We start from the raw sequence: 25,825 nt of genomic DNA on the forward strand, positions 1-25,825 counted from the left end.
GTCGTGGTGGCATCGTCGCCGCCGGTCGGGCTGTCACCACGACAGTCCGTCTCAGTCGCTCACCCCGGCCGGCGTCGGCGCCTCGAAGTCAGGTGCGTCCCCGAAGGCCCGGACTCCCCCGTCGCCGAGGACGAGCCAGTACCCCTCGCCGCTGGTGGTGGCCTCGATATCGACGACCGGACTGTCGACCTGTTCGTCGAGCGAGCCGTGGAACTGGGCGTCACCGAAGGCGTACACCGTGCCGTCGCTGTCGACCAGGTAGAAGCCGCCGCCAGACGGTGTCGGTGTCATCCCGACGACGTTCTGTGGTACGTTCGCGCCGGTCGCGACGGGCCCGCCGGTGGGCTCGTCCGTGGCCGTCTCGCTTTCGGCCGGTTCGGCCTCGGGGGTCGGCTGTCGCCCCGGCTCTACCGAGTAGTCGGCCTCGATACCTTCGAGCGACGGGCCGAGGCAGGTGGCATCGGGACCCATCCCGTAGGTAGCGAAGGACCGCCAGACGGCGACCTCGACAGCGTCGGCCCGTTTTTGGTCGTACTGCCCGCTCTGGCGCTTGTTCGCCACCTCCGAGAGGATGGCGTCCCGTGAGTCGAGCATGCTCGGGTTCGACGGGGTGAGCTTCAGCGCGTCCACGACGAGTTGCATGGCGTCCGCGACCCCGATTTCGCGGTTCAGCTTCATCAGCGCCGCACACCAGACGGTGCCGATGGCGTGTGGGCCGGTGTAGGGCTCCGTTCCAAGGTCGTCGAACCCGTCGGGGAACGACTCGTCGTAGGGGTGTCGACGGATACCGCTCGGGTCGTCGACGACCCAGTCTCCGACGACGACGCTGTCGTTTATCGAGCAGGCCACGTAGTCGCTCCACCCCTCGCCCTGGCCGCGGCTCTGGGGTTCCAGGAGGGCTCGGGAATTCATCGGCCCCCCGACCAGCCTGTTCGTGACGCCGTGAGCGTACTCGTGGTAGACGACGCTGGAATCCAGCGCAGTGTGGCGACCAGTGCGTCGGACGAGCCCGAGGTTCATCCGTGGCTGCTGTCCGTCCACCGGTGTCCCCATCGTCGCGACACCCTGGACCGCCCCCGGGACGTACCGGACGTCGACGGCGTCGGAGGGGTTGCCGCCGCGGTCGAAGTTCCGCCGCTGGAAGTTGCCGTCGTCCTCCTGGAACCCCAGCAGGTAGAACACGTCGTGCATCACGTTCGTGAAGTAGAAGGCGTTGAGCAGCCCCTGTTCCTCGCCGCGCTCGGCGACCGGGTCGAAGACGACGGTGTCGCCGTCGAACTCCCCTTCGTAGGGGCTGCCCAGCGCGCCGAAGACCCACTCCGGGTTGCGCTGGGGGCGTACGACCGCGTTGATTCCTTCGGTGGCGTCGTCATCGACCCACTCCGGGAACGTCAGCTCGTCCGACCCGTCGGTGGCGCCGACCGGGTAGGCGTCGGCCGACTGTGGGAACGGCCGCATCTCACGCTGGTCGCTGCCGTCCTCCGGACAGACGTTCCCCCGGGCCGCGGTGTGTTGCGTGAGCGGTCTGACGTACAGTACCGACCCGTCGGCGGCGTCCACCATGACGAGGTACCGCTGGAAGCCGTCGGGCATCGTGAGCTCTATGTCCCACGCGAGACGGACGTCCTCGGGCGAGAGCGGGAACCAGATCTGTCGGGCCTTGAACGGTGCCCCGAAAGGGCCGGCCGCGAGGACGGTCGGCCGCTCGTGGATGTCGGGAAAAGTCGCGAGGACCGTCGGTTCGAACCCCTCGAGATCTATCGGTACCTGCTCCAGGGGTTCGCCGAACTGGTCGGTCATCTCCTCCGTCTCTGGCTGTTGCGTGGCCGCGTACTCGGCGGCCTGCATGACCGCCTCCTCGGCCCGTATCGTCGGTTCGCTATCGTCGAGCTTCGGGAGCGGGACGCCCCGGTTCACCACCTTCTGAATCCGGCCGTCGGGGGCGAACTGCACCGTCTGGTTCGCCTCGAATATCTTGCGGCCCCTGTACGCGGGCTGGAGTTTGACCGCGACGCCGTTTGACGTGGTCCGCTGGTACCCCGAGTCGGCGAGGTACTCCACCGGCTGCTGGTCGGGCTCGTCGACGAGCCCTAGTGCCGGGCTAATCTGCTTGATGTGGGCCACGGCCCGGTCGACGTAGTCGCCGTCCGCCGAGGGGGCGTCGCTCGACGTGACCTCGGCCGCGGTTCCGCTGGTACTGTCGAACCGGTCTATCTCTATCCGGTGGTCCTCCGGGAGGCTGTCGTCGGACACCGCCGTTGCTCGCTCCTGGAGTCGCTGTTCGCGTGTCTCGGTCTCGGTTACTTCCCGTTGCTTTCGCTGGTCGAGTTCTCTGAGTATCATGGCTAAATCGTTCGGATTGCAGGGCCGCTCGACCCGTGCTGGGTCACGACTGGCCCTCGATGTGGACGGTCCGGGTATCCGTCGCGGTCGCGCCGCTGTCGTCGTGGACAGTCAGCGTGACGGTGTACTCGCCCGGTTCCCCGTAGGCGTGTGACACCGTGTGGCCGGTGGCCGTCTCGCCGTCGCCGAACTCCCACTCGTAACGGACGACGCTCCCGTCGGGGTCGTAGGACCCGCGCCCGTAGAACGGGATGGACTCGCCCACGTCAGTGACGACGCTCGTCGCGTCGGCGACCGGCCGACGGGCCGTTCCGTGACTGGCGAAGAAGGCCCAGAAGAGTTCGCTCGCGTTCGGGCCGAACGCGTCCACGAACGAGCCGCCCGGGTTCCCGCCCGACCAGGCGTGGCCCATCCCCTCGACGACGTATTCGACGACGACCGGCCGTTCGTGGCCGTCGTGGAACTCTGCGCGGGTGAACTGGCGGCTCAACGCGCCGCCCTCGGACGTCCCGCGGACGAGACGGTCCGGAACGTACTCGATGCTGTCGTCGTCGGTGCCGTTGTCCGCAAGGTCGTTCATCTGGGTCGCCTGTTCGGCGGCGTGGCTGCCGTGTTCGGGGTCCACGATTCGGTCGGCGGAGCCGTGGACGACGATGGTCGGAACGACGCGTGACAGGTCGCCCATGGCCTCGTGTGCCGCGGTCCCCTTCGCCTGCGGGTCGTACTGTGACGGGTCGTCCATCACCGCGGTCGCCTCGTCGACGGACTCCGCGGCGTCGTACCCCAGCCCCGAGTGGATACCCGCGGCCGCGAACGTGTCGGGGTAGGCCACGACCAGGTTCGACGCCATCGACGCTCCGGCCGAGAGCCCGGCGACGAAGACGCGCTCGTCGTCGATGGCGAACTCCGTCGTGAGCTGCTCGGTGAGGTCGGCGAGGATGGCGGCCTCGCCTTCGCCGCGGGACGTGTCGTCGTCCTCGAACCAGGTCCAGCACAGCTGGAAGTTCCGACGCCGCGACTGGGCCGGATAGACGACGATGAACGTCTCGCGTTCGGCTATCTCGTTCATCCGTGTTCCCCTGGCGAAGTCCGCCGGCGTCTGGAGGCAGCCGTGTAGCATCACGACGAGTGGCACCGCTTCGCTCTCGTCGTAGCCCGTCGGCACGAACGTCTTGTACTCCAGTTCCTCGCCGGCCGTCGTCCGATGGACGCTGTGTTCTTCGGGCAGGGCGCTGACGAGCGGTTCGACGGCGGGCGTACCGTCGTGCTCTCCGGGCAGTTCTGTCGTTGACTCGGTTCTCATTCGTGGTCACCTGCTGGCGTCTCGGTGGCCGCTCCGCCGTCTGCCGTAGCATTTAATGTCATAAACACAATAACTAAGTTATAGCTCTCCTAGCGGTGGGGCGGGAAAACCGCGCGTCCGTTGGCCGCTCTTACCACCGCTCCGACCGGCACCACACTCCGGACATCGGCGGTGGCTCGATGAAAGGAAAAGCCCTTATTTGCCCCGCGGGAACATCCGTGTACAGTCCCTGTCGGGCGGTAAGACGGGACAACAGACGCGGCGGTGGTGAACAAATCGACGGGTTTGTGAGTCAGGCCGCGCGAACGTAACGATGTGCGGCGGTGGTGAGCAAATCCAACGGATTTGCGAACGACGCCGCACGAGCGAACGAAGTGAGCGACGTGCGGCGGTGGTCTAGTGGTAGGACCTGAGCCTTCCAAGCTCATGGCCCGGGTTCAAATCCCGGCCGCCGCATCCTGCGACGAACGAACGTGAGGAGCGGATGCTGAATTGAGGGATTTGAAGTAGAGAAGACGAGCGAAGCGAGTCTCGCCATCGGGTTCAAATCCATTGAGACGCAGTCGGCGTCTCACGATGTTCGTAAACGCGGAGCGGTTGCTCACTTCCGGAAGACGCAGTCTGTCTTCTGTCGCTCACCTCGCTCTGCTCGGTGAACTCCCGACCGCCGCAATTTGTGCGAGCAATCCGCGCCCAGCGAACGCTGTCGGTGAGAAAGCCGGCTACCGCTCGACGGGCTCCCAGGTGTCCGAACTGATGGTCGCGTCGGGGTTGTCGACGGCTTCGACGGTGAGGGTGTCGTCGGTCTCGGTGCTGACCACCTCGACCTGGCCACCTACTGGCCCGCCTGGGAGCGCGGCCGGTGTGTCCCGCTCGGGCGAGGTGTCGTCCTCGGTGGTGTCGACGGCCGCCTCGCTCCGGGCGCTGGCCTGAGGGCTCGTCAGCGCCGAGACGCCGGGCAGTGCGAGCAGGACCGCCCTCACGCCGGACAGGAAGCGGTCGACGAGAGAAGGGTCTGTCGGGCTGTCTCCGCCAGCGTCTGGCCCGTCACCCCGCGGCTCGTCGAGGGGTATGAGACTCATGCACAAAGATTGGGTTCGCCGGTACTAAACAGTTATGTCGCTCACAGGTTGTCCGTCTCAGAGCTCGATTCGCTCGACGATTCGGTCCCCGTTCTCGTGGCTGTTGAGCGCCACGATACGGATGCTCTCTTCGAGGCCGGAGTCGGTCAGCTTCGCCTTCAAGAGGTTGTCGACCTGATAGACGCCGGCGGCGTTGTTCATCTCTATCTCGACCAGGACGGGGTAGTCGTCGCCGTTCGTGAGCGTCACGGTCTCGATGGCCTGACTGGAGACCGTGTTGATGCCACGGCCGCCCCGCTCGTAGGGGATGCGCGAGCGGCCCCGCTCCATGTCCAGGGCGTCGGCAATCCGGACCACGCCAGCCTCCAGCGTCAGGGGCTCTTCCTCGGTGTGGTGACAGAGGATAGCGTGTAACACCTCGCCTTTCATACGGACGCGCTCGCCCACGTCGTAGTACGGTTCGAGCAGTCGGTCCAGCAGGTCGGCGGCGAGGGGAATCGAGTAGTAGGGGTGTTCGTCGCGGTGGACGACGTGGCCGATGTCGTGCAGCGTCGCCGCGAGCGCGATGACGACCGCCTCGTCTGCCTCTTCGAGGCCCTGCTCGGCCGCGCCGTTGAACTCGACGCCGCCCTGCTTGAGCAGGTCGTAGAGACAGAGCGCACGGTTCCGGACGATGCTGATGTGTTTGGTCCCGTGGTCGTTGTAGCGTTTGCGAGCCACTGGGTTGACGTTCTGGGCTTCGAGATACGCCTGCACTTCCTCGTCGGCGGCCAGCATGGCGAGGACGTCGTTGACCCGTTCGTCGGGGAACGCGTGGTCGGCGTCGGGGTCGTATATGCGGCCGCCCGCCTCGTCGTCGCTCTCACTCATGGGTCTAGCAACTGCAGCCAGCGAGAAAAAGCCGGGCGTTCAGTCGTCCTGGACCGCCGCGACTACCTCGTCGTAGTCGGGTTCGACCCCGGGGTCGTCGCTGACCCACGCGTACGTGACGGTGCGGTCCTCGTCGACGACGAACACCGCTCGCTTGGCGAGGTTGTGGACACCCAGCGCAGTGAAATCCATCGCGATGTCGTAGGCGTCGACGATGTCACGGTTGCTGTCGCTGACGAGGCCGAAGCCCAGCCCCAGCTCCTCGCGGAAGGCGTTCTGGGCGAAAGGTGTGTCGATGCTGACGCCGTAGACGGTGACGCCCGCGTCGGCGAACTCCTCGAGACGCTCGTCGAACGTTTCCATCTCGTGGCTGCAGACGCTCGTGAACGCGCCCGGGAAGAAGGCGAGTACGACCGGCCCGTCCGCGACGGCGTCTGAGAGGGTAACTTCGGCTACGTCACCGTTCGCGAGCGGGGCGGTGAAATCGGGCGCTTCGTCGCCGACTGAGATCATATCGCTGGCTCGGGGTGCAAGACAGATGAGTCCCGTGGTCCAGCCCACTCTGCGGGGTTGTTTAAATACCAGCCGGCACATAGGGTGAGGTATGCCCGACACGATGGAGGTCTACACCGGTATCGAGGTGACGGTCGAACACGTCTCGACGCTGGCCAACGGCGGCGCCCGGTTCAACATCACCGCCGAGGACGGTCGCAAGTGGCAGATAGACCTCACGCGCGGCGGCGAGACCGAGGTCGTCACGACCTGGCGCGACGGCACGCTCGCCGACCTCGACGTGCCCGACTGGCTCGACGACGTCACTGCGCGGCTCGTCCAGCAGTAAGCGCTGTCGCCGTGCCAGTACCAGCAAAAGGTTGATATCGGTGTCCCTTACTGCCGACCGAAATGCCGATATTAGTGATTTCACCCCTGTTAAAAGGCCGTTCAGGAATCCGAGGACAGACAAAAAGACTATAATAGCAACCGCGTAATTTCCCATCACAATGTCAGGGACCATCGTACCACTGTTCCCAGGTGTGCCCGGTGGGGTGGAGCTGCTCGTTATCCTCCTCATCGCCGTGCTCCTGTTCGGCGCCAACAAGATTCCGAAGCTCGCTCGCTCGACCGGCGAGGCCATGGGCGAGTTCCAGAAAGGCCGCGAAGAAGTCGAGCAAGAACTCGAAGAGATGCGCGAGGGCGCGACCCCCAGCGACTCGACGACCGAGGCTGCGAGTGACTCCAAGACCGAGGCTGCGGGCGACTCCGCGACCGAGACGACTGAAGAGAAAACCACCGAATCCAGCAGCAACTAATCGGTTTTCGGACCTTTTTCATTTCCAAGAGGGCGTGTGGCCTAGTGGACGAGGGTGAGGGGTTCCTAACCCCTAGAGCGCGGGTTCGAATCCCGCCACGCCCGTTCTGCTCCGAACGAACGTGAGGAGCGAACGGGCTCGGGATTCGAATCACGCGAGACGAGCGCAGCGAGTCTCGCCTCGGGTTCGAATCCCGAGAGACGCCGCCGGCGTCTCTCGATGTTCGCAAACGCTTCGCGTTTGCTCACTCCCGCCACGCCCGCTCTCCAGCGATGCCGTTCGAGCGACGCTATTCCACGACCACGGCGCCGCGCATATTGAACCCGAGATGCGGGGCGCAGTAGTAGAGATACGTTCCGGTCGACTCGAAGGTGTGTTCGAACTCGTTGTCTGCCTCGGCGGTCGTCTCGCTCTCGAACTCGCCCTGTTCGTGGACGACGTTGTGGCCGCTCCCGTTGCCCGTCCAGACCCACGTGACGGTCGTTCCCGAGTCGATGCGGACGGCCGGCGGCGCGAATGCGTAGGCGCCGCCGTTGCCCTCGGCGCCGACGTCGACGGTGACGCTGTCGCTGCCGGTCTCGTCCTGTATCGTGCCGTCGTAGTTGTCGGTCTCGTTGAGGTACTGGTCGACGGTCTGCTGTGGGCTGCCGGTCTCGGAGGGGACGCCGCCGTCCGAGCTACTACACCCGGCCAGGAGCCCCGCTGCCGTGGCCGCCGTGATTCCGAGGAACGCCCGCCGGTCCGGATTTGCTGTCATACGCGCACTTGACGGGTGCAGTGTGAAAACGCCACTCATTCCCGACGAGCACCTCCGGATACCTACGTGGTTCGGAGGGGGGTTCATGACGGTCCCGCGGGTAGTGAAACGTATGCGAGGTGCCAGCCGTGACGGTGTGGCTCCGGGGTGACCATCTGGTCCGCCATCGGGGTCCAGTGGCCCGACGGCCCGACGAGCGTGTGCTGCTCGTCGAGGCCGAATCGTTCGCCCGCAAACTGCCCTACCATCCGCACAAGCTGACGCTGGTCTTTGGCGCGATGCGGCGGCTCCGGGACGAGCTGCGCGAGGCGGGCCGAACCGTCCACTACCGTCAAGTCGGGACGTTCGAAGACGGGCTGACCGCCCACTTCGAGACCCATCCCGACGACCGGCTGGTGACGACGGCGCCACAGGCCGACGGCGCGCGCGAACGCATCGAGTCTCTCGTCTCGGATGCCGGCGGCACCGTCGAGTTCGTCCCCGACGAACGGTTCTGCTGCTCGCCCGAGCAGTTCGACGAGTGGGCGGGCGACGGCCGGTATCGCCACGAGAATTTCTATCGGTTCATGCGCCGTGAGACCGGCTATCTCATGGACGGTGGCGACCCCGTCGGCGGCGAGTGGAACTACGACGACCAGAACCGCGAGACGCCGCCAGCGGACTGGTCACCGGCCGACCCGCCCAGCTTCGACTACGACGATATCGTCCACGAGACAGCGGCGTGGGTCGAGCAGACCTTCGCTGGCGGCTACGAGGACCCGCCCTACGGCGGCGACTGGGCCGACCCCGAACCCTTCCGCTGGCCGGTGACGCGCCGTCAGGCGGTGCGAGCCCTGGACCACTTCGTCACCCACCGGCTCGCCGACTTCGGCCCGTACCAGGACGCGATGCGGGGCGGGGAGTGGGCGATGAGCCACAGTCTGCTGTCGACGTCGCTGAATCTCGGCTTGCTCCTGCCCGACGAGGTCATCGAGCGTGCTATCGAGGCCTACGAGGACGGTTCGGTCCCGCTCAACAGCGTCGAGGGGTTCGTCAGGCAGGTGCTTGGCTGGCGGGAGTTCATGCGCCACGTCTACCGCCGGGAGATGCCCGACCTGGCGACGGCCAATCAGCTGGGGGCCGACGAGCCGTTGCCGGAGCTGTACTGGACCGGCGACACCGACATGGCCTGTCTCTCGGACGTGGTCGACGGTGTCAGAGAGCGGGGATACTCACACCACATCGAGCGGCTGATGATTCTGGCGAACTTCGGGCTCGTCTACGGTGTCGAGCCCGCACAGCTGAACCGGTGGTTCCACGCGGGCTACGTCGACGCCTTCCACTGGGTGACGACGCCCAACGTCGTCGAGATGGGGCTGTACGGCGCCGGCGTCTTCGCGACGAAACCGTACGCCGCCTCGGCCAACTACGTCGACAAGATGAGCGACTACTGTTCGGGCTGTCCCTACTACAAGACCAAGACCACCGGCGAGGGGGCCTGTCCGTTCAATGCGCTGTACTGGGACTTTCTGGACCGCAACGAAGACCAACTCAGGTCGAACCACCGTATGGGGCTGATGTACAGCCACGTGGACAACAAGGACGAGGAGGAGTGGAACGACATTCGCGAGCGGGCCGACGAGATACGGACGCTGGCCGAGCGAGGGGACCTGTGAGCTACCTCTGGTCCTCGCGGCGACGCATCTCGTGGCGCGTGAACTGCGGCGAGCCGAGACTGCTGCCACGCGACCGGCGGAACGACCACACGAGAGCGGCGAGTGAGAACCCCGTGACCCCCAGTGCCAGCGTCATCGACGGGAGCGTCGCGTCGACGTAGAAGAGAGCCGCAACTGGAATCCCGGCGGCCGCGACGAAGCCAAGCAACAGCCGCTTTGCCATCTGTCGGGCGAGGCCGTCGCCGTCTTTGAGGACAGTCGCCAGTGTCAGCTCCCCGCGCTCGGCGATATCGAGGGCCCGCTCGGCCCGTGGCGCCGTCGTCACGAGCGACCGGGCGCCCCGGGTGACGGTCTCCTGAATCTCCTCGCGAATCGCCTCGCCGGCGTCGGCCTGCCCCTGTTCCATCACGTAGTCAGTGATTATCTCGATGAAGTCGAACTCGGGGTCCAGTGTGCGACAGACCCCCTCAAGTACCGTGGTCACGCGGACCACGAGCGCCAGGTCCTGTGGCAGGCGCATCGGGAACTCGTAGAGCTGGCTCTCGAACTGGCCCACGAGCTGCTCGACGCGATACTCGCTGATGTCCTCGCCCCGGAACTGCTCGATGACGATTTCGAACGCTTCGGCCATTACGTCGCGGTTCGCCGCCGGGTCCAGTGCGCCCATCGCGACGAAGGCGTCCATCACCCGCTCGACGTCGTCGGCCGCCAGCCCGACGTAGAACTCCATCAGCTGCTCGCGGGTACGGGGGCCCAGCTGTCCGGTCATCCCGAAGTCGTAGAATACCAGCGTCCCGTCGGCCTGCACCGCCAGGTTCCCGGGGTGGGGGTCGGCGTGGAATCGGCCGTCCTCGACTATCATCTGGATGTACACCTCCTCCAGTCGCTGGACCAGCTCACCACGGTCGACGCCCAGCTCGTCGATTCGTTCGACGGCGTCTATCTTCACGCCGTCGAGATACGTCATCGTCACCACGCGGTCCGTCGAGTGGCTCGCGACGACCTCGGGGATAGCCACGTCGTCGCGGTCGGCGAAGCTCGCACCGATATCCCGCAACATCCGCGCCTCGTGGGCGTAGTCCATCTCCTCACGGATGGTGGCCGCGAACTCCTCGCTCAGGTTCTCGAGGGTGTAGGCCTGGGCCGGCTCCGCCCCTCTGGCAAGCACCGGTGTCAGCGTCTCCAGGACGCGCAGGTCGGACTCGACGCGCTCGCGGATATCTGGCCGGAGGACTTTGACCGCGACGCGCTGGCCGTCGATGCTCGCCTCGTACACCTGTCCCAGCGACGCGCCGCTGATGGGGTCGGTGTCGAACTCGTCGAAGCGCTCGTCGACGGGCGCGCCCAGTTCCGACGCTAACAGCGGTTCGATTTCCGCCCACGGTTCGGGCGGCACCTTGTCCTGTAGCTCCGAGAGTACCTCGATGTACTCCGCCGGGAGGGCGTCGGGCCGCGTCGACAGCATCTGCCCGAGCTTGATAAAGGCCGGCCCGAGCTCGACGAAGGTCGTCTTGAGTCGCCGCGCCCGCTGGACGCGCTGCTCGCTCGTAACGTCTCTCGACCGGCCGAAAAACAGGAACCGCTTGCGGTCTCTGGCCCACGCCCAGAGGAAGGGGACGAACTGCCAGGCGACCACCAGCGCACGCCACAGGGCCCGCAGCCGAACCCCGAGACCTGACGGCTGTCGGCGCTGGGACGACTGGCTCCGCTCGGCCGGCTGCGACTCACTCACTGGGCGTGGCTCGGGGCTCTGTTCGTATGAACGTACTGGATGCTCAGGGCCGCAGTCGACCCAGCAGCTCGTAGTCCTCGTCGGGCGTGTAGCGGCGGAAGGCCAGACTGTTTGCCAGGACCGACACCGACGAGGCGGCCATCGCTCCGGCGGCCAGCGCGGGCTGGAGCAGCCCCAGCGAGGCCAGCGGAATCATCACCGTGTTGTACCCCAGCGCCCAGAAGAGGTTCTGTTTTATCTTCCGGAGGCTGGCCTCGGAGATGCGGATGGTCTTCAACACGTCGGCGGGGTCGTCCCGCAGCAGCGTCACGTCGGCGGCCTCGATGGCCACGTCGGTCCCCGAACCGATAGCACACCCCACGGTGGCCGTCGCCAGCGCCGGCGCGTCGTTGACGCCGTCGCCGACCATCATCGCCCGACTCCCATCGCGCTGAATCTCCTCGACCGCGGCAGCCTTCTCCTCGGGGAGGACCTCGGCCTGGACGTTGTCGGGGTCGATACCGACCTGCTCGGCGACCGCGCGGGCGGTCCGGCCGTTGTCGCCCGTAATCATCCATACGTCGAGCCCGCGCTCGCGGAGGTCCGAGACGGCCCGGGTCGCGCTGTCCTTGACTGTGTCCGCGTCGGCGACGACGCCGACCAGTCTGTAATCGCCGTCGCCGTCGTCCGCCAGCGCAACTAACATCGCCGTCTTCCCCTCCCGCTCCAGGGCGTCCATGCGCTCCTCGGCGGGGGCGGTGTCGACGCCGTTGTCCTCGAGGAGCTTGCGGTTCCCGACCAGTACCTCGCCGTGCTCGGTCGTCGCGCGGACCCCCTGGCCGGGGACGTTCTCGAACTCCTCGGCGTCGGCGAAGTCGACGCCGCGCTCGCGGGCCCCCTCGACGATGGCTTCCGCGAGGGGGTGTTCGCTCCCGCTCTCGGCGCTGGCGGCGAGTTCGAGGACGAACGCCTCGGTGAGTTCGGGTCGTTCTTCGAGGGTCCCCCCGTCCGCGGCAGCATCGGGGCCGCTCCCGTCGGTGGCCGGCCCGACGACCTCGACGTCAGTCAGCTCCATCGCCCCCTCGGTCAGCGTCCCGGTCTTGTCGAAGACGACGGTGTCGATGTCCCGGACCGTCTCCAGTACGTCGCCGCCCTTGAAGAGGACGCCGTTGCGGGCGCCGATTGTGGTCCCGACCATCGTCGCGGCGGGCGTCGCCAGCCCAAGCGCGCAGGGACAGGCGATGAGGACGGCGGAGGCGAAGACGACGACGGCGAACTCGGTGACGCCGACGGCGGCGGGGCCGCCCGCTGCGAGCCCCCAGATGGGCAGCGCCGCGACGAAGCCCGAGAGCGCGTCGGGGAACAGTGCCCAGACGACCGCCCAGAGGACGGCGTTGGCGATGACAGCCGGGACGAAGTACGCGGAGATGCGGTCGGCGACGTTCTGGATGTCGGGCTGGCGGGACTGGGCGGCTTTGACACGCTCGACAATCTGCTGGAGCGCGGTCTCCGAGCCGACCCTCGTCGCCTCGACTTCGAGGACGCCGTTCTGGTTGACCGTCGCGCCGATGACCTCGTCGCCCTCGCTCTTCTCGACGGGGACCGACTCCCCCGTGACCATCGACTCGTCGACTGCGCTGCCGCCGTCCCGGACGATACCGTCCGTCGGAATCTTCTCGCCGGGGCGGACCTTCAGCCGGTCGCCGACGGCGACCTCGTCGAGGGGAATCTCCGCTTCGCTCCCATCTTCGCGGACGACCGTCGCGGTGTCGGCCTCCATCTCCAGCAGCTCCCGGATTGCCGCGCCGGCCTGGGACTTCGAGCGGGCTTCGAGGTAGTTGCCAAGCGTGATGAACACGAGGATGAACGCGGCCGTGTCGAAGTACAGCCCCGTGCTCGCGATGATATCGAGCAGGGCGACGACCGAGTAGCCGTAGGCCGTCGTCGAGCCCAGCGCGATGAGCACGTCCATGTTCGCCCGGCGGTTCTTCACCAGCGCTTTGTACGCGTTCTCGTAGAACGGCTTGCCCAGCGCTATCTGGACCGGCGTCGCGAGCGCGAACTGCACCCAGCCAAGCGGCACGCCCAGCAGGGTCGCCTCGAAGAGGCCCAGCGAGAGGAGGTGATTGGCCATGAACACGGCCAGCGGCAGCGAGAGCGCCGCGCCGAAGAGGGTCAGCCGGCGCTGTTTTCGGACCTCCTCGTTCCGGGCGGCGTCGCGGCGGTCCGCCGACGACTGGCCGTCGTCACTGTCGCCGCCCTCTTGACGGACCGGCGAGTAACCGGCCGCTTCGATGGCGTCGTAGAGGTCCGCGAGTGACACGACAGACGGGAGATAGGTGACCTGTGCCTCGTCGGTGGCGTAGTTGACGTCCGCGGAGACGACGCCCGCCACCTCTTCGAGGGCCTCGGTGTTGGTCTGGGCGCAGTTCGAACAGGTCATGTCCGTGATACCGATCGTCGCCGTCTCGGTGTCGACGCCGTAGCCGGCGTCGTGGACGGCGTCGACGATATCGGCCACCGACACCTGTTCGGGGTCGTAGGTGACGCTCCCCTCGTCGGTCGCGTAGTTCGCGTCGACCGACGAGACGCCGTCGAGGCCGCCGACCCGGTCCTCGATGGTCCCCGAGCAGTTCGCACAGCTCATCCCCGTCAGTTCCAGGCGTATGGTGCGGTCCGTCATCCTGGGTACTAGTAGGGCCTACCCGTTGATGCGGTTTGTCACTGGGATTGTTAGGTGATATCGGAATGAAATTTTCGAATCGAAAGTAAAGTACCGCGAGTACCTTGGGTCAGAAATTCAGAACGGCAGCGCGTTCGCCATCGCGGTGACGGCGGTCTCCCACAGCGAGAAGCCAAAGGCGACCTTCACCGCGAAGTCGGCGGCGAAAAACAGGAACAGCCCGGCGCCGACGAAGTGGGCCTTCCGGAGGTCGAACCGGTGTGAGAACTTGTGGAAGAACAGGGCGTTGGCGATGCTGACGGGGATGATGGCGAGCATCTCACCGGTCCAGATGGCGGTTCCGAACGCGGGGTACTGGGCGGCCAGCGAGATGGTGATGAGCTGGGTCTTGTCGCCGAACTCGCCGAAGGCCATCATCGCGAAGATGGGCAGGAAGCCCCCCAGCTTGTTCGGGACCTGCCGGTCGACGACGGGGACGGTCACGTCCAGTTCGCCGCCGTCGGTCAGGACGCCCGTCGCGGCCTCTTTGTCCGGTGCGTCTTTCGCTGGTGCCGTGCGCACGAGCAGGTAAGCAAAGAGGACAAAGAGCGCAGCCGTCATCGCGTCGAGGTAGATGCCCGGCAGAAGTTCCGTGACCGCGCTGCCGAGCCAGACTTCCAGCGCCGTCCAGCCGGCGAAGGCGGTCCCCGCCGCAGCGACGACCATCGCCGGGTGGAATCGCGTCGAGAGCCCCGCGATGATGAACTGGACCTTCTCGCCGGGGAGGACGGCCAGTTGTGCGCCGGCGGCGATAGCGACGACGCCGAGCCAGGTGACCTCGCTCACACCTCGCTCACCTCTTCGGCGGCCTCGTCGGGGTTGCGGACCTGAATCGCGTCGGCGATGTGGTCGGGCAGCGCCACCGTCTCACCGCTGTCCAGCCGTACCGTCACCATCCCGATAGGGGCGACCTCCTCGACGACGAGTTCGACGCCCGGCCGGATGCCAGCGCCGTCGAGGTACGTCAGCTCCTCCGGGTCGCGGTCTCGCACGCGAGCGACCAGCAGCCGGGTTCCCTCGCCATGGTCGGCCAGCGCCGAGGCCGGAATGTCGTCGATGGGGTCCAGCGTGTCGCTGGGAATCGGGTCACCGTGGGGGTCGACTTCGGGGTCGTCCAGCGCGGCGGCGACGCGGCGCTCGAACTCCTCGCTGATGTGGTGTTCCAGAATCTCGGCCTCCTCGTGGACCTCCGACCAGTCGTATCCCAGCTCCTCGGTGAGGAAGGTCTCCAGTAGCCGATGGTGGCGGATGACCTCCAGCGCGACCGTCTCGCCCTCGGGGGATAGCTGTACACCCTTGTACTTCTCGCGTTCGACGAGGTCGCGGTCGGCGAGCTTCTCGACCATGCTCGTCGCGGTCGGCGGTGTCACCTCCAGCGTCTCGGCGATAGTCGAGGTCGCCACGGGTGGCTCGCCCTCCCGTTCGAGCCGGTAGATAGCCTTCAGATAGTCCTCCATCTTCGCGCTCAACATGGGGTAATTTAGACTCGTCTAACTGAAAAGCGTAGTGCTTCAAAACAATAATTGGGGACGGTCATATCCGTCCCCAGCCGCGTGTCACGGCCTGGACCTGTCAGGACTGGTCGTCGGTGTACGTCTCCCGGCGGGCCCGGGTTACCAGATAGAGGAACAGGTAGCCGATGGCACCCAGCACGAAAAGCGTCGCCGGAATGAGAAACGGGCCAAAGGTCGCGATCAGCGTCTCGACGACCGCCGGCAGTAACATGGCCTTACTTGGCCCGCCGGCCACATAAGCCTCGCCACGGAGCCGGACCGACAGTTTAGAAGCTATCGGGGACAAACTGACTGGTATGTACAGGCTGGGCCATCAGGGGGCCGCACTCGTCGTGTACGCGCCGCTGGGACTGGTGCTGTTGCTGCTGGGTCGGCCGCCGCTCGCTGTCGTCGGTGGCGCCGTCTCGGTCGCGCTTGCCTCACTGCCCGACGTCGACCAGCGTCTGCCAGGCGTCCAACACAGGGGCGCCACGCACACCCTTGGATTTGCGGTCGCTGTCGGCATCGTTCTCGGCGCGGTCGGCTGGCTCCTGGGCCGTGGGACCGGCGTCGGAACGGCAGTCGAGTTCGCCGCTGTCGGGTTCGCGGTCGGCACGACCGCCGTCGTCTCCCACCTGCTCGCGGACGTCATCACGCCGATGGGTATCACGCCCTTCTGGCCGGTCTCTGACCGACACTACACGTTCGGGGTCTGTCGAGCGGACAACACGCTGGCGAACTACGCGCTGCTGGGGCTCGGTATCGCGCTCACGGTCGCGGTCCTCGCAATCGCCCCTAGATGAGGTCCTGCGATTCCAGCGACGCCATCACGTCGTCGACGAAGTCGTCGACGGTCTCGTAGGGGAACTCCCCGTTGAGTTTGGTGTTCAGTTCCATCGCCGTCATCGAGAAATCGCCAGATTCGAACTTCGTCGACGGGCCAGCGGGCAGGGCCGGCACGAGGTCCATCGGACTGGAGATGGGGTAGTCTGCGTCCTGGAACGCCTCGGTGAACTGCTCGCGGAGTTCGGCTTTATCGGCCATATTATCGGTTGCACAACCCAGCCAATAAAGGGTTCGACATTGGTACACTTTCCCGTTGTTGGGAGTTTATTGGAAGGTTCGCCGCGTTAGGCCCGCCGGGCCTACGGCAGAATCGTGTCTATCTCGACCAGCGAGTCCAGCACGTGGTCTGGTTTCACGTCACTGGCGGCGAGCGTCGCGTCGTCGGTGACACCCGTCATCACGAGCGCCGTTTGCATCCCCGCTCGCTCGCCCAGCAGGATGTCGGTTCCCAGACGGTCACCGACGACGAGGATGTCCTCGGGCTCGTGGCCCAGCTGGTCGAGCGCTGCATCGATAGCGACGTCCGATGGCTTGCCCAGTACCCGGTCGGGTTCACGTTCCGTGACACCAGTGATGGCCCGGAGTATCGCGCCGGAGCCGGGCACCGGGTGGCCGTTGGGTCCCGGGAAGGTCGGGTCGGGGTCCGTGCCCAGATAGACGGTGCCGGTGTCGAGCGCGCGGAGCGCGTCGGTCATGTCGTCGTAGTGGAACTCGTCGGTCCAGGAGGCAAGCAGTACGTCGGCCTCGCCCGGTTCGGCGACCACGTCGGCCCGCCCGCGGGCGATACGTTCCCGAATCGAGTCCGAGCCGACGACGAACACGTCGTCGCCGGCGTGGTGCGCGTCGACGTACTCCCGCGTGACCACGGCCGAGGAGCAGGCCTCGCCGGGGCGGGCGTCGATTCCCAGCGACTGCAGTCGCTCGACGTACTCCTGGCCGCCGTGGAGCGGGTTGTTCGAGAAGAACGATATCGAGAGTCCGCGTTCGCGCAGGCGGTCGACTGTTTCGGGTGCCCCGGGCAGGGGGTCGTCGTGGTGATACACCGTTCCGTCGAGGTCCAGCAGCACGCCCCGGACTGTCATGGGTCCCGGTATGGTGGCATAGTTGAAAAGCCCCTCATTCGCGGCTGACCACGCCAGTCACGTCGAAGCGGGCGCCGCCGTCCGCGCTGTCGGCGAGTTCGAGCCCCCACCCGTGAGCGTCGGCGATCTGGGCGACGATGGCCAGCCCGATGCCAGTTCCGTCGTCGGCCGTCGAGTGGCCCATCTCGAACACGTCGCTCTCATCGTCGATTCCCGTCCCGTCGTCGGCGACGTAGAAGCCGTCGTCGCGAGCGCCGACGGTCACTGTCACGGGGCCGTCGTTGTGCTCGACAGCGTTGCGAAAGAGGTTCGCAAAGAGGTCACGGGCCCGTGTGGGGTCGGCCTCTATCTCGCCCGTCACTGTCACCGAGAGGGTCGCGCCGTCGGTCGCGACGTCGGCCCAGGCTTCCTCTGCCAGCGACTCGATGGCGACCCACTCGGGCTCGTGGACGGCCCGCCCCTCGCGAGCCAGTGTCAGGACGTCTTCGATGATATCGCTCATCCGGTCGAGCGACCGGTCTATCTTCGCTACCATCTCGTTGTCTTCCTCGACGTCGAGCAGTTCCAGGGCGCTGGCAGCGACGTTCAGCGGGTTCCTGAGGTCGTGGCTGACGACGCTGGCGAACTCCTCTAGGCGCTCGTTCTGTCGTTCGAGCTCCCGTTCGCGCTCGACCCGTTCCGTGACGTCCCGGGAGACGAGCTGGGCCGTGGCCCGCTCGCGGTGGCTCTCGACGGGGACGAACTGGTTCTGGTAGTGGCGCCCGTCGAGGGAGTCCGTCGTCTCGACCGTCTCGCCCTCGTCGATGGCCTCGCGGAGGGCGGCGACCCGCCGGCGAGCGATTTCGGTGTCCATCACGTCGGTCAGGCGCTCACCGGCCAGCGCCGTGGGGGTCGTCCCGAGCCGGTCGGCCAGCGAGGGGTTAGCCGACAGCAGGACCCCCTTCTGGGTGATGTGGGCGATACCGTCCGGCGAGTTCGCGACCAGTGACTCGAACTTCTTGCGTGTGCGGTCCTGTTTGACGACGCTCTCGATGCGATTGGCCAGCCGGCCGTACTGCTTGTCCTCGACGACCTCGAGTTTCAGCAGATAGTCGGCCACGCCGGCCCGTATCGCCTTGCTCGCCGTCTCCTCGTCTCCCCGTCCGGTCAGGAGGATAAAGGGCAGCGAGGGGTCCTCCTCGCGCACCGTCGACAGCAGTTCCAGCCCGTCCATCTCCGGCATCTCGTAGTCGCTGACGACGCAGTCGAACTCCTCCTCGGCCAGCCGTTCGGCGGCGGTGGCGCCGCTGTGGACCGAGACCGCGTCCATGCCGTGTTCCTGGGTCAACGTCTCCGCCGTCATATCCGCGAAGAACTCGCTGTCGTCGACCACCAGCGTTCTGATAGTTCCCTCGGCCATGTGATCTACTCGTATACCCTCCACAAACACGTTTCACCACTTGTAGCTACGGCAAACTGTCGGTGTGGTGCCATCATCTCCTGAGTCGTCCCTCCCACCGCGGACCGGCACGACCCGTCAGCCACCAGCCGACGGCGCCGGCCAGGCCGGCCAGTCCCACCGCGCCGCCGACGGCGGCCAGGGGCGCGACCGAGACCACGAGCGCGGCGACCAGTAGCGGGACCGCCAGCGCGGCCAGCGCGGCCCCGAAGACGGCAAACAGCGCGGTATCGAACAGCAACTCGTTGGGCGACAGTCCCGTGAGATAGGCCGCCACGCCGAAGACGTAGACGGCCACCCCGGGAACTACGAGCGCTCCGACCGCGACCGCCGCGAGGGGATACCACAGCGTCGCCACGGCCAGATAGAGCGCCGCTGCCGACAGCGAGAGCACGAGATACGCCCGCAACGTCCCGGCGAAGACGTCGGCGTAGGCCACCGGATAGCGCAGATACGAGCGGGGCGAATCGAACTGCGTGACCCAGCTGTACGTCGTGAACGCACCCAGCCCCAGCAGCGTTCCGAACGCGACGCCGGGCTGGGGTCGGATACCGGTCGCGCCGGTAATCCGGTCCAGTAACAGCGCCGTGACGGCAAAGAGCACGCCTATCGAGAAGACGACCTTGCCGACCGAGCCCGAGGAGCGCGCGACCGACAGCAGCGACTGTCTGGTCAGCGGGTCCGAGACGCCCGTAAAGAGCCGTTCGGTCGCCCGGTGACGAGCCGAGCCGGTGTCGTCGACCGGCTCGAAGAGCGCGATGCCGACCACCGCGAGCGCGAGCGTCGGCGCCACGCCGCGAACGGCCGTGGCCACGGATGGGTCGGCGTACAGGGCGTACGGCGTGTACGCGACGGGGTCGACGCCAAGCGCGAGGACGGAAAGCGTCCCGGCGACGAGCCCGCCCACGAACGCCGGCCGGCTCCGGGTCGCCACGGCAACGAGTGTGAGCGACAGCGAGGCGCCGAAGGCGAAGGCCGCGACGACGGCGAGCCACAGCAGGGCGACGCTCGCCGGGGCGGTTCCCGACGCGATGGCCACGACACCGTAGCCCAGCACCGCCGGCGTGAGCACGAACCCGGTGTAGTAGCAGACGTCCTTCAGGAGGAAGGTCGCGAGCAGTCGCCGAAAGGACAGCGGGAGGGTGCGTGCCGAGAAGACCAGCAGCGTCATCTCGCCCAGCACGTCCCGCAGGGCGTCCCGACCGACCAGGCCGATGGTCCCGACCTGCAGCCCGAAGAAGGCCACGAGCGCGACCAGCCCGCCCGCGACGGTATCGGTTGGGGTTCCCGTCATCGGCAACAGCCACGTCCCGACCGCCGTTAGTGCGGCCACGACGAGCGGGAACGCCGCGAAGCGAGCCCCGCCGAAGAGGTGGCTGTGGAGGCGCCACTCCTCGCGGACCATCCACCGGAACAGCGTCCCGGTCACGTAGGACCCTCCCGCACCGTCATACTCGCATCACCGTCCACGTCATGGCTGTACCGCCACCCCGCTTCCGCGGCGCTCCCCGCCGACCTCGGCGATGAAGTACTCCAGCAGCTCGTCCTCGCTCATCTCGCGGGGGTCACACTCGGCGACCAGTTCGCCGTCCTCGACGATGCCGACGTGCGTACAGAGCTCGGCGGCCACGTCGACGTAATGTGTCGAGAGAAAGAGCGTGTTCCCTCGCTCGCAGTAGTCCGAAAGCACTGCCTTGACCTGCTCCTGCATGATGGGGTCTAGGTTCACGAGCGGCTCGTCGATGAACACGAGGTCGGGGTCGTGCAGGAACGCGGCGGCGAGCATCACCCGCTGGCGCTCCCCCTCCGACAGTCCCGTCGACAGGGCGTCCAGTACGCCCGCAAACTCCAGGCGCTCGGCCCACGTCTCGATGCGGTCGTCGATGGTTCGCGGGCGCTGCCCGCTCACGTCTTCCGAGGCGCTCTGTGCCTCGCTACCCAGGTCGCGTACCTCGCCGACGAAGGTGAGATACTCCCTGGGCGTCAGAAAGCTCGGGGGGTCCTCCCGCTCGGGCAGGATGCCGATAGCTCGCTTGACTGCCATCGGCTCCGTGACCGGGTCGTGGCCGACGACGGTGGCCGAACCACCGGAGGGCTCGCGCTGCCCGGTCAGCAGTTCGATGGTCGTCGTCTTCCCGGAGCCGTTGGGGCCCAACAGCCCGAAGAGGGCGCCCTCGTCCACGGAGAGAGTGAGCCCTGACAGCGCCGTCACCTCGCCGAAGCGGCGTGTCAGGTCCGTCGTCTCGATAGCTACCATGTCCCGACCTACCGTCCAGTCCCCCCTTTAGCTGTTCGGCCCGGTTGCCGCATTTGATACTGGTCTCACGCCGGGCCCCGTCGGTCCGACGCTATCAGGACCACCCACGCGGCGAAGACCCCTGCGCCGAGCAGCTCCGGGATAGCCAGTCCGGGGCGCAACACGGGGCCGCTGGCGGCCCACCACCACCAGCCGGCGACGTGGACGGCGACGAGCGAGCTCGTCACCGCGGCGCGCCGTCGCCCGCCGGCCAGCGCGGTGCCGGCGCCGTCGACCGCCATCGCGACCATCGAGGCGAGATACAGCGTTAACGCGGCCGGGAGGTGGAGCGGCCGCCCAGCTGGAAAGAGGCCGACGCCGACCATCCCGAGCAGTGCAACGCTAAAGGGGACGACGGCCGCCTGCCCGAGTCGGGTCTCGCTCCGTCGCCAGAGGACGACGGCGAAGGGGAGCCCGACCACACCCGCGAGGACCAGCCCGCCGTCGAACAGCAGCGTCGTCACCGGCGTCGCGACCGGGTCGCCCGGCTGCCCGAGGTCAGAGAGAGCGTTCCCGGTGACTGCGAAGGTGGGCGAGGCGAGGGCCGCGCCGGCGATGCCGATTGCTGCGATGCAGACAGCGGCCACGCCGGCGAGACGCCCCGCTCGCGTCAGTTCGTCCATGGGCGCCGAAAACGGCGGGCCGCCTGTTGTAACCTTCGGGGGTAACTGGCGACAGCCTCAATCCAGCCAGAGTGGTTTGAACGGCGAGACGCCGAGTTCGTTGCCGGGGCTGTAGTGGACCAGCGGGTCACCGACCGGCTCGGGCAGGGACAGTACCGACAGCAGGTCCCCCTCGACCGTCGCCTCGACTGGCCCGAGTTCCCAGGGGTCGTGGCCGACGTGACCCACGAACTTCGTCCCCAGGGGCCCGTCACCGAAGACGCGGAACCGCTCGACGAAGAACGCGGGTAGCGAGTCCGGCGGCGCCGTCGACGCGGGCTCCTCGCCCGGCGTGTACCGGACCGTCAGCGCACGCCGACCGTCGACGTCCAGCGTCCGCTCGGTCCGGCCCTCCCCGTCGGCGTCACGGCGAGTGACCTCCCCGTCGCGGTAGTTCAGCCGGAGGAGTGGACCGGCGACGCTGGCTATCGGGTCCGTGGTGAAGGCAGCGAAGAAGTACAGCCCGCGCTGGCCATCGGGGCCCGTGACGTACGTCCGGACCGTGACCGACTGAGCCGGATTCCCCAGGTCGATATCGAACGCCGAGACGCCGGCGACAGTGTGGTGGATGGCGGTTATCCAGGCGTCGTCGGCCGCTCGCTCGACGCTGAGCCAGTTCGGTATCGCCCGCTCCAGCGCGCCCGGGTCGACGGGCCAGTGAGAGAAGCAGACGTCTTCGACGCGGACGGTCAGCGGCTTCCTCGACATATCCGCTATCAGGACTCGGGCGTCTTGAGTGTAGGGCAGGGCGTGGGGGCCAGCGATGCTGATACCGGTGGGCCGTGGCTCCGGGGTACGGCGCTCTCTCCAACCTAACGGGGTTCCCGAGATGTGCCGTCAGGTCTCGCGCCACTTGTGGCCGCATTCGACGCAGGTGAACAGCCGAACCTCGTAGGAGCCACCCGGCTTTGGCATCATCTCGTAGTAGGCCTCGTCGCTGTCGCAGTCCCCGGCCGGACAGGTTTCTTCCATCGTCTCGGAGGAGTCCTGGGTCGCATCGGCCACCTCGGGTGCCCCGTCGTCTCGCTGTCCATCCTGGGTCGCCATCGCCGCCTCGGCCTGCGAGTCTCGCTGCTCTTCGTTCTCACAGGAGCGACACACCCACGTGTCGCCTTCCGTGTGCATCAGCGAACCGCAGTCGTCACAGAACTTCATATACCGTAGCAATACTCCGGTGTCGGGTAAATGTGTTAACTTCCGCTCCGCCGCGGATTGCAGGCCACTGCTCACAGCCGCCGCAACCGACCCGCAGTCACGTCGATGCCGGGGCTGTAGTACACCACCGGGTCGCCCAGCGGGTGGTCGAACCCGTTGGCTGCGAAGAGGTCGTTCGCCCGAATCTCCGCGGTTCCATCCAGCAGCGGCCACGGGTCGTGGTCGATGTCGGCGTAGTAGATGGTCCCCGCATCGTCGGCGACGTAGAACCGATACCGGGAGACCAGAAAGGATTCCAGCGACCGGGGCGTCGGCTCGTGGGTCTCCGCACCGTCAGCGGGGCCGTAGGTCGCGTCGAAGTCGGCCCGCTGCGCGCGGTCGTCGGTCCGCCGGCTCTGGAACCGGACACCGTCGCCGGTCCGGCCCAACTCCATCGACGCGCCGTAGTAGGGCAACTCGAACAGCCGTCGGGCGAGGGCGACGCTTACGCGGTCGTCGGCGTCGAGATTGTAGAAGTAGACGCCGGGTGTTTCGCCGTCAGTGACGTAGGTCCGGAGGTTCAACTCGCCGAAAGAGCGACCGATGGGACTCCCGAGGGGCCGGATGTCGGCCATCTCGAAGGGGACGACGCCGAGCCATGCCTGGCCGTCCTTGCTATCGACGGTCAGCCCGTCGGGCAGCGTCGCCGCGACGACGCTCGGCTCGGCCGGCCAGTGCAGGAAGCCCACGTCCCGCCAGGTCATCCCCAGGAGGTCCATACGCCCGCTTGGTACTCGACAGCTATCGAACTGGCGTGAGGAGCGTCACCACGTCCTAGTAAGCCTATGGGTGCGACGGTCCCATCCGCTCGTATGGAGTTCGACGTCATTCAGGGCGATATCGCGGCCCAGTCGGCCGACGCGCTGGTCAACGCGGCGAACACCAGCCTCCGGATGGGGTCCGGCGTCGCCGGGGCGCTCAAGCGGGCGGCTGGGTCCGGCATCGACGACGAGGCCGTCGCCAAGGGACCGGTCGAGCTCGGCGGCGTCGCGACGACGGACGCCTACCAGCTGGACGCCGACTACGTCGTCCACGCCGCGGCGATGCCCGCAGGCGGCCAGGCGACGGCCGAGAGCATCCGCGACGCGACTCGGAACGCGCTGGCCGAGGCCGACGCGCTCGACTGTGACTCGGTGGTCCTGCCGGCGCTGGGCTGTGGTATCGCCGGCTTCGACTTCGACGAGGGTGTGCGCATCATCTGTGAGGAGATCGCGGCCTTCGAGCCCGATTCGCTCTCGGAGGTCGAACTCATCGCGTACGACGACGACGAGTTCGAACGGATGCGACAGGTAGCCGGGGAGGTACGGGCGTGAGCGACGGGGACGGCCCACCGGACAGCACTGGCGGTTCCGACGCGACCAGCGGCCCGGCGGAGCCGGTCATCTGCCCGGTCTGTGGGACCGACTTCGAGACGGTGTCGGTCCACGACGAGGGGCTGATGGTGAACATGCGCGACAACGACCGCTACCAGCGGGTCTGTCTGGAGCCGGTCAGCGACGATGGGACGGCGCTCATCCGCTTTTTCCACCACACACACGAGCAGACCGGCACCGACCAGCCGGGCACTGCGGGAGGGCGGATTCCGTGACCACCGAGACGGCCGGTGGCGAATCCCTGCCACCCTCTCGCTGGTGGCTCCCAATCGCCGGTATCGTCGTGGTGATGCTCGTTCAGGCGGACGCGGTCCCGGTGATGCCACCGGACCCAGTCACGGCGCTGCCGCTCCTGCCGGTTGTCGTCGCGGGGTTCGTCCTTACACTCTGCTCGCCGGTCTGTGTCAATCCGGACCGGCGCTACGTGACGGCCGTCTCCGACTGGGTGCTCTCGGGCTGGTACTACTGGATAATGCTGGCGCCGCTGTATCTCCTCAGGCGCCACCAGCACGTCGGGGTGCCGTGATTAGGGCTCGTTGAGGAACCGCCTGATTGCGACGGCCGCCTCCTCGAAGGCCTCGACGTCCATGTCGTCGGTCGTCAGGAGGACGCCGTCGTCATCAGCCAGCACCCGGACGACGAACCCCTCGCCGTGGACGCGGACGGTGAAGTCGTACGCGCCGATACCGTCCTCGGCGGTCGGCGGCGAGAGCGCCGTCCGGACCGGCGCTTCCGCGAATCCGACGCGCTCGAACTCCACGAGCCGGGCCTTGGCCTCGACGGCTCGCTGTCGCGACTCGTAGAGGTCCTGCCGGACGTAGAGTACGTCCATCGCTCCGGGAGTGAAGTAGACCACGCTCCGGAGCGTGTCCCCGAGACTCGTCCGGGCGGCACTGACGACGCTGTCGGCGAACGTCGTCTCGATATCTGTCTGGAACGGGACTTCGTACATGCCACTTCTACGCTGGCAGCAGTATTAACTACGACTGACACTAAACCGTCAGAATCCGGGGCCGGCGACCTGTCCTATATGTATCGAGCCCTGCGGCCCGTCCCGTCATCCGTTTTCCGGAATCGGCAACCGGAGCTCCCCGGTGAGGCGGTAGTCGGTGGCCAGCCACCCGCCATCGGTCAGCGCTATACTGGTGTCTATCGCGAGTTCCGGCGCGGGCTCGCGGGGCCTGACGAGGAAATCGAGCGTGCTGATGGTCTCGTCGGCGAGGTCGTCCAGGTCGGTGACTTCGACCAGTACCCCTGGCTCCCGGTCTGGATACGACAGCGTAATCGACGGCGGTGGCGAGCTGTCACCCTCTACCGGGGCGATAAGGGAAATTTCGGCCGGGGAGCTGGTCTCGGGCAGCCACATCCTGAGCGTGACCGTATTCAGTCTCGTCCCGTCTCGGTGTGGAATCTCCGTCGAGAGTGCGAGCGTCTCCCGGCTCATCCGTCCGGAGACACCGAACGAACAGAGGCTCTCACCGTCGAGGAGCCACTCTAGCTCCCGTTCGCCGGGTTCCGAGTACGTCGACGGGTCCGACAGCTCTGTCGGCCCACCGAACCCACCGCACCCGGCGACGCCGGTACAGCCCGCACCCGCGAGAACGCCGAGCCACTCGCGTCTGTCCATACGGGCCAGACAGCCGTCGGCCCGAAAACACTCACGGCCGGTCGCCGTGACGGACCAGCGA

General features: G+C 67.0%; 29 protein-coding genes and 2 tRNA genes. 9 read left to right on the plus strand and 22 right to left on the minus strand.

All coding sequences use genetic code 11. The annotated features are described in order from the left end of the window. Positions 1-51: 51 nt before the first annotated feature. A complete protein-coding gene (locus tag EGD98_RS04625; RefSeq protein ID WP_220587180.1) occupies positions 52-2,343 on the minus strand; it encodes a M36 family metallopeptidase in 2,292 nt (763 codons plus the stop codon). Positions 2,344-2,386: 43 nt separating this feature from the next. Next, complete coding sequence (locus tag EGD98_RS04630; RefSeq protein ID WP_220587181.1) at positions 2,387-3,646, minus strand: extracellular catalytic domain type 1 short-chain-length polyhydroxyalkanoate depolymerase; 1,260 nt, start codon at positions 3,644-3,646, stop codon at positions 2,387-2,389. A gap of 385 nt (positions 3,647-4,031) precedes the next feature. Between EGD98_RS04630 and EGD98_RS04635 the strand changes: the two genes are divergently transcribed. Then, positions 4,032-4,102, plus strand: a tRNA-Gly gene (locus EGD98_RS04635). A gap of 266 nt (positions 4,103-4,368) precedes the next feature. Here the strand turns inward: EGD98_RS04635 and EGD98_RS04640 are convergent. The 3 genes from EGD98_RS04640 to EGD98_RS04650 are packed head-to-tail and all read right to left on the minus strand — an operon-like array spanning position 4,369 to position 6,111. Further along, on the minus strand, positions 4,369-4,728 hold the full coding sequence (locus EGD98_RS04640) for a hypothetical protein (protein ID WP_220587182.1): 360 nt from the start codon (positions 4,726-4,728) through the stop codon (positions 4,369-4,371). Between the two features lie 57 nt (positions 4,729-4,785). Next, complete coding sequence (locus EGD98_RS04645; protein WP_220587183.1) at positions 4,786-5,598, minus strand: HD domain-containing protein; 813 nt, start codon at positions 5,596-5,598, stop codon at positions 4,786-4,788. A 39-nt stretch (positions 5,599-5,637) separates the two neighbouring features. Beyond that, positions 5,638-6,111, minus strand: coding sequence for a redoxin domain-containing protein (locus EGD98_RS04650; RefSeq protein ID WP_220587184.1), 474 nt, complete (start codon positions 6,109-6,111; stop codon positions 5,638-5,640). A gap of 91 nt (positions 6,112-6,202) precedes the next feature. Here EGD98_RS04650 and EGD98_RS04655 point away from each other — a divergent pair, with 91 nt between their 5' ends. From EGD98_RS04655 to EGD98_RS04665, 3 genes are all read left to right on the plus strand, one after another. Continuing rightward, positions 6,203-6,439 carry a hypothetical protein gene (locus EGD98_RS04655; protein ID WP_220587185.1) on the plus strand — a complete coding sequence of 79 codons (237 nt, stop codon included), beginning with the start codon at positions 6,203-6,205 and terminating at the stop codon, positions 6,437-6,439. 160 nt (positions 6,440-6,599) lie between these two features. Further along, complete coding sequence (gene tatA, locus EGD98_RS04660) at positions 6,600-6,908, plus strand: twin-arginine translocase TatA/TatE family subunit (protein WP_220587186.1); 309 nt, start codon at positions 6,600-6,602, stop codon at positions 6,906-6,908. Between the two features lie 30 nt (positions 6,909-6,938). After that, positions 6,939-7,012 (plus strand) — tRNA-Arg (locus tag EGD98_RS04665). A 185-nt stretch (positions 7,013-7,197) separates the two neighbouring features. Here EGD98_RS04665 and EGD98_RS04670 read toward each other — a convergent pair. Beyond that, complete coding sequence (locus EGD98_RS04670) at positions 7,198-7,665, minus strand: halocyanin domain-containing protein (RefSeq protein ID WP_220587187.1); 468 nt, start codon at positions 7,663-7,665, stop codon at positions 7,198-7,200. A gap of 128 nt (positions 7,666-7,793) precedes the next feature. Here EGD98_RS04670 and EGD98_RS04675 point away from each other — a divergent pair, with 128 nt between their 5' ends. Then, positions 7,794-9,320: a cryptochrome/photolyase family protein gene (locus tag EGD98_RS04675; RefSeq protein ID WP_220587188.1), complete on the plus strand. Its 1,527-nt coding sequence runs from the start codon at positions 7,794-7,796 to the stop codon at positions 9,318-9,320. A 1-nt stretch (position 9,321) separates the two neighbouring features. On the opposite strand, the gene EGD98_RS04680 is transcribed toward EGD98_RS04675, so the two are convergent. The 5 genes from EGD98_RS04680 to EGD98_RS04700 form a co-directional block, all read right to left on the minus strand. Beyond that, positions 9,322-11,052 (minus strand): ABC1 kinase family protein, encoded by a 1,731-nt coding sequence (locus tag EGD98_RS04680; RefSeq protein ID WP_220587189.1) that lies wholly within the window; start codon positions 11,050-11,052, stop codon positions 9,322-9,324. Between the two features lie 43 nt (positions 11,053-11,095). Then, positions 11,096-13,714 carry a heavy metal translocating P-type ATPase gene (locus EGD98_RS04685; protein WP_220587190.1) on the minus strand — a complete coding sequence of 873 codons (2,619 nt, stop codon included), beginning with the start codon at positions 13,712-13,714 and terminating at the stop codon, positions 11,096-11,098. A gap of 117 nt (positions 13,715-13,831) precedes the next feature. Continuing rightward, positions 13,832-14,539 (minus strand): TMEM165/GDT1 family protein, encoded by a 708-nt coding sequence (locus EGD98_RS04690; RefSeq protein ID WP_220587191.1) that lies wholly within the window; start codon positions 14,537-14,539, stop codon positions 13,832-13,834. Continuing rightward, positions 14,536-15,225 carry a metal-dependent transcriptional regulator gene (locus EGD98_RS04695; protein WP_220587192.1) on the minus strand — a complete coding sequence of 230 codons (690 nt, stop codon included), beginning with the start codon at positions 15,223-15,225 and terminating at the stop codon, positions 14,536-14,538. The genes EGD98_RS04690 and EGD98_RS04695 overlap by 4 nt, the downstream gene beginning before the upstream one ends. 100 nt (positions 15,226-15,325) lie before the next feature. Beyond that, positions 15,326-15,478, minus strand: a complete 153-nt coding sequence (locus tag EGD98_RS04700; RefSeq protein WP_220587193.1) for a hypothetical protein — start codon at positions 15,476-15,478, stop codon at positions 15,326-15,328. 85 nt (positions 15,479-15,563) lie between these two features. Here EGD98_RS04700 and EGD98_RS04705 point away from each other — a divergent pair, with 85 nt between their 5' ends. Beyond that, positions 15,564-16,049: a metal-dependent hydrolase gene (locus EGD98_RS04705; protein WP_220587194.1), complete on the plus strand. Its 486-nt coding sequence runs from the start codon at positions 15,564-15,566 to the stop codon at positions 16,047-16,049. Here the strand turns inward: EGD98_RS04705 and EGD98_RS04710 are convergent. From EGD98_RS04710 to EGD98_RS04750, 9 genes are all read right to left on the minus strand, one after another. Then, positions 16,042-16,290, minus strand: coding sequence for an MTH865 family protein (locus tag EGD98_RS04710; RefSeq protein WP_220587195.1), 249 nt, complete (start codon positions 16,288-16,290; stop codon positions 16,042-16,044). The genes EGD98_RS04705 and EGD98_RS04710 overlap by 8 nt on opposite strands. 101 nt (positions 16,291-16,391) lie before the next feature. Further along, positions 16,392-17,174, minus strand: a complete 783-nt coding sequence (locus EGD98_RS04715; RefSeq protein ID WP_220587196.1) for an HAD-IIA family hydrolase — start codon at positions 17,172-17,174, stop codon at positions 16,392-16,394. A 34-nt stretch (positions 17,175-17,208) separates the two neighbouring features. Then, positions 17,209-18,573, minus strand: coding sequence for an ATP-binding response regulator (locus EGD98_RS04720; protein WP_220587197.1), 1,365 nt, complete (start codon positions 18,571-18,573; stop codon positions 17,209-17,211). 73 nt (positions 18,574-18,646) lie between these two features. Continuing rightward, positions 18,647-20,041, minus strand: coding sequence for a hypothetical protein (locus tag EGD98_RS04725; protein ID WP_328762031.1), 1,395 nt, complete (start codon positions 20,039-20,041; stop codon positions 18,647-18,649). Between the two features lie 42 nt (positions 20,042-20,083). Further along, entirely contained in the window at positions 20,084-20,869 is a 786-nt protein-coding gene (locus EGD98_RS04730; protein ID WP_220587198.1) for an ABC transporter ATP-binding protein, read from the minus strand. 65 nt (positions 20,870-20,934) lie between these two features. Continuing rightward, positions 20,935-21,531, minus strand: a complete 597-nt coding sequence (locus EGD98_RS04735; RefSeq protein ID WP_220587199.1) for a DUF998 domain-containing protein — start codon at positions 21,529-21,531, stop codon at positions 20,935-20,937. Positions 21,532-21,588: 57 nt separating this feature from the next. Next, complete coding sequence (locus EGD98_RS04740; RefSeq protein ID WP_220587200.1) at positions 21,589-22,278, minus strand: DUF2071 domain-containing protein; 690 nt, start codon at positions 22,276-22,278, stop codon at positions 21,589-21,591. 129 nt (positions 22,279-22,407) lie between these two features. Further along, positions 22,408-22,725, minus strand: coding sequence for an RPA12/RPB9/RPC11 RNA polymerase family protein (locus EGD98_RS04745; protein ID WP_220587201.1), 318 nt, complete (start codon positions 22,723-22,725; stop codon positions 22,408-22,410). 71 nt (positions 22,726-22,796) lie between these two features. Continuing rightward, complete coding sequence (locus tag EGD98_RS04750) at positions 22,797-23,483, minus strand: YqjF family protein (RefSeq protein WP_220587202.1); 687 nt, start codon at positions 23,481-23,483, stop codon at positions 22,797-22,799. 93 nt (positions 23,484-23,576) lie between these two features. On the opposite strand from EGD98_RS04750, the gene EGD98_RS04755 reads away from it, so the two are divergent. The 3 genes from EGD98_RS04755 to EGD98_RS04765 are packed head-to-tail and all read left to right on the plus strand — an operon-like array spanning position 23,577 to position 24,663. Further along, a complete protein-coding gene (locus EGD98_RS04755; RefSeq protein ID WP_220587203.1) occupies positions 23,577-24,077 on the plus strand; it encodes a macro domain-containing protein in 501 nt (166 codons plus the stop codon). Beyond that, positions 24,074-24,352: a DUF2225 domain-containing protein gene (locus tag EGD98_RS04760; protein WP_236039227.1), complete on the plus strand. Its 279-nt coding sequence runs from the start codon at positions 24,074-24,076 to the stop codon at positions 24,350-24,352. Before EGD98_RS04755 ends, EGD98_RS04760 begins: the two co-directional genes overlap by 4 nt. Then, positions 24,349-24,663, plus strand: a complete 315-nt coding sequence (locus tag EGD98_RS04765) for a hypothetical protein (protein ID WP_220587204.1) — start codon at positions 24,349-24,351, stop codon at positions 24,661-24,663. The genes EGD98_RS04760 and EGD98_RS04765 overlap by 4 nt, the downstream gene beginning before the upstream one ends. Here the strand turns inward: EGD98_RS04765 and EGD98_RS04770 are convergent, their stop codons facing one another. Both EGD98_RS04770 and EGD98_RS20740 read right to left on the minus strand, forming a co-directional pair. Next, a complete protein-coding gene (locus tag EGD98_RS04770) occupies positions 24,664-25,089 on the minus strand; it encodes a DUF7522 family protein (protein ID WP_220587205.1) in 426 nt (141 codons plus the stop codon). It lies immediately after the preceding gene. A 105-nt stretch (positions 25,090-25,194) separates the two neighbouring features. Next, positions 25,195-25,764, minus strand: coding sequence for a DUF8121 family protein (locus EGD98_RS20740; protein ID WP_236039228.1), 570 nt, complete (start codon positions 25,762-25,764; stop codon positions 25,195-25,197). Positions 25,765-25,825: the final 61 nt, after the last annotated feature.

The sequence above is a fragment of the Haloarcula salinisoli genome (assembly GCF_019599405.1).
Taxonomy (GTDB): domain Archaea; phylum Halobacteriota; class Halobacteria; order Halobacteriales; family Haloarculaceae; genus Haloarcula; species Haloarcula salinisoli.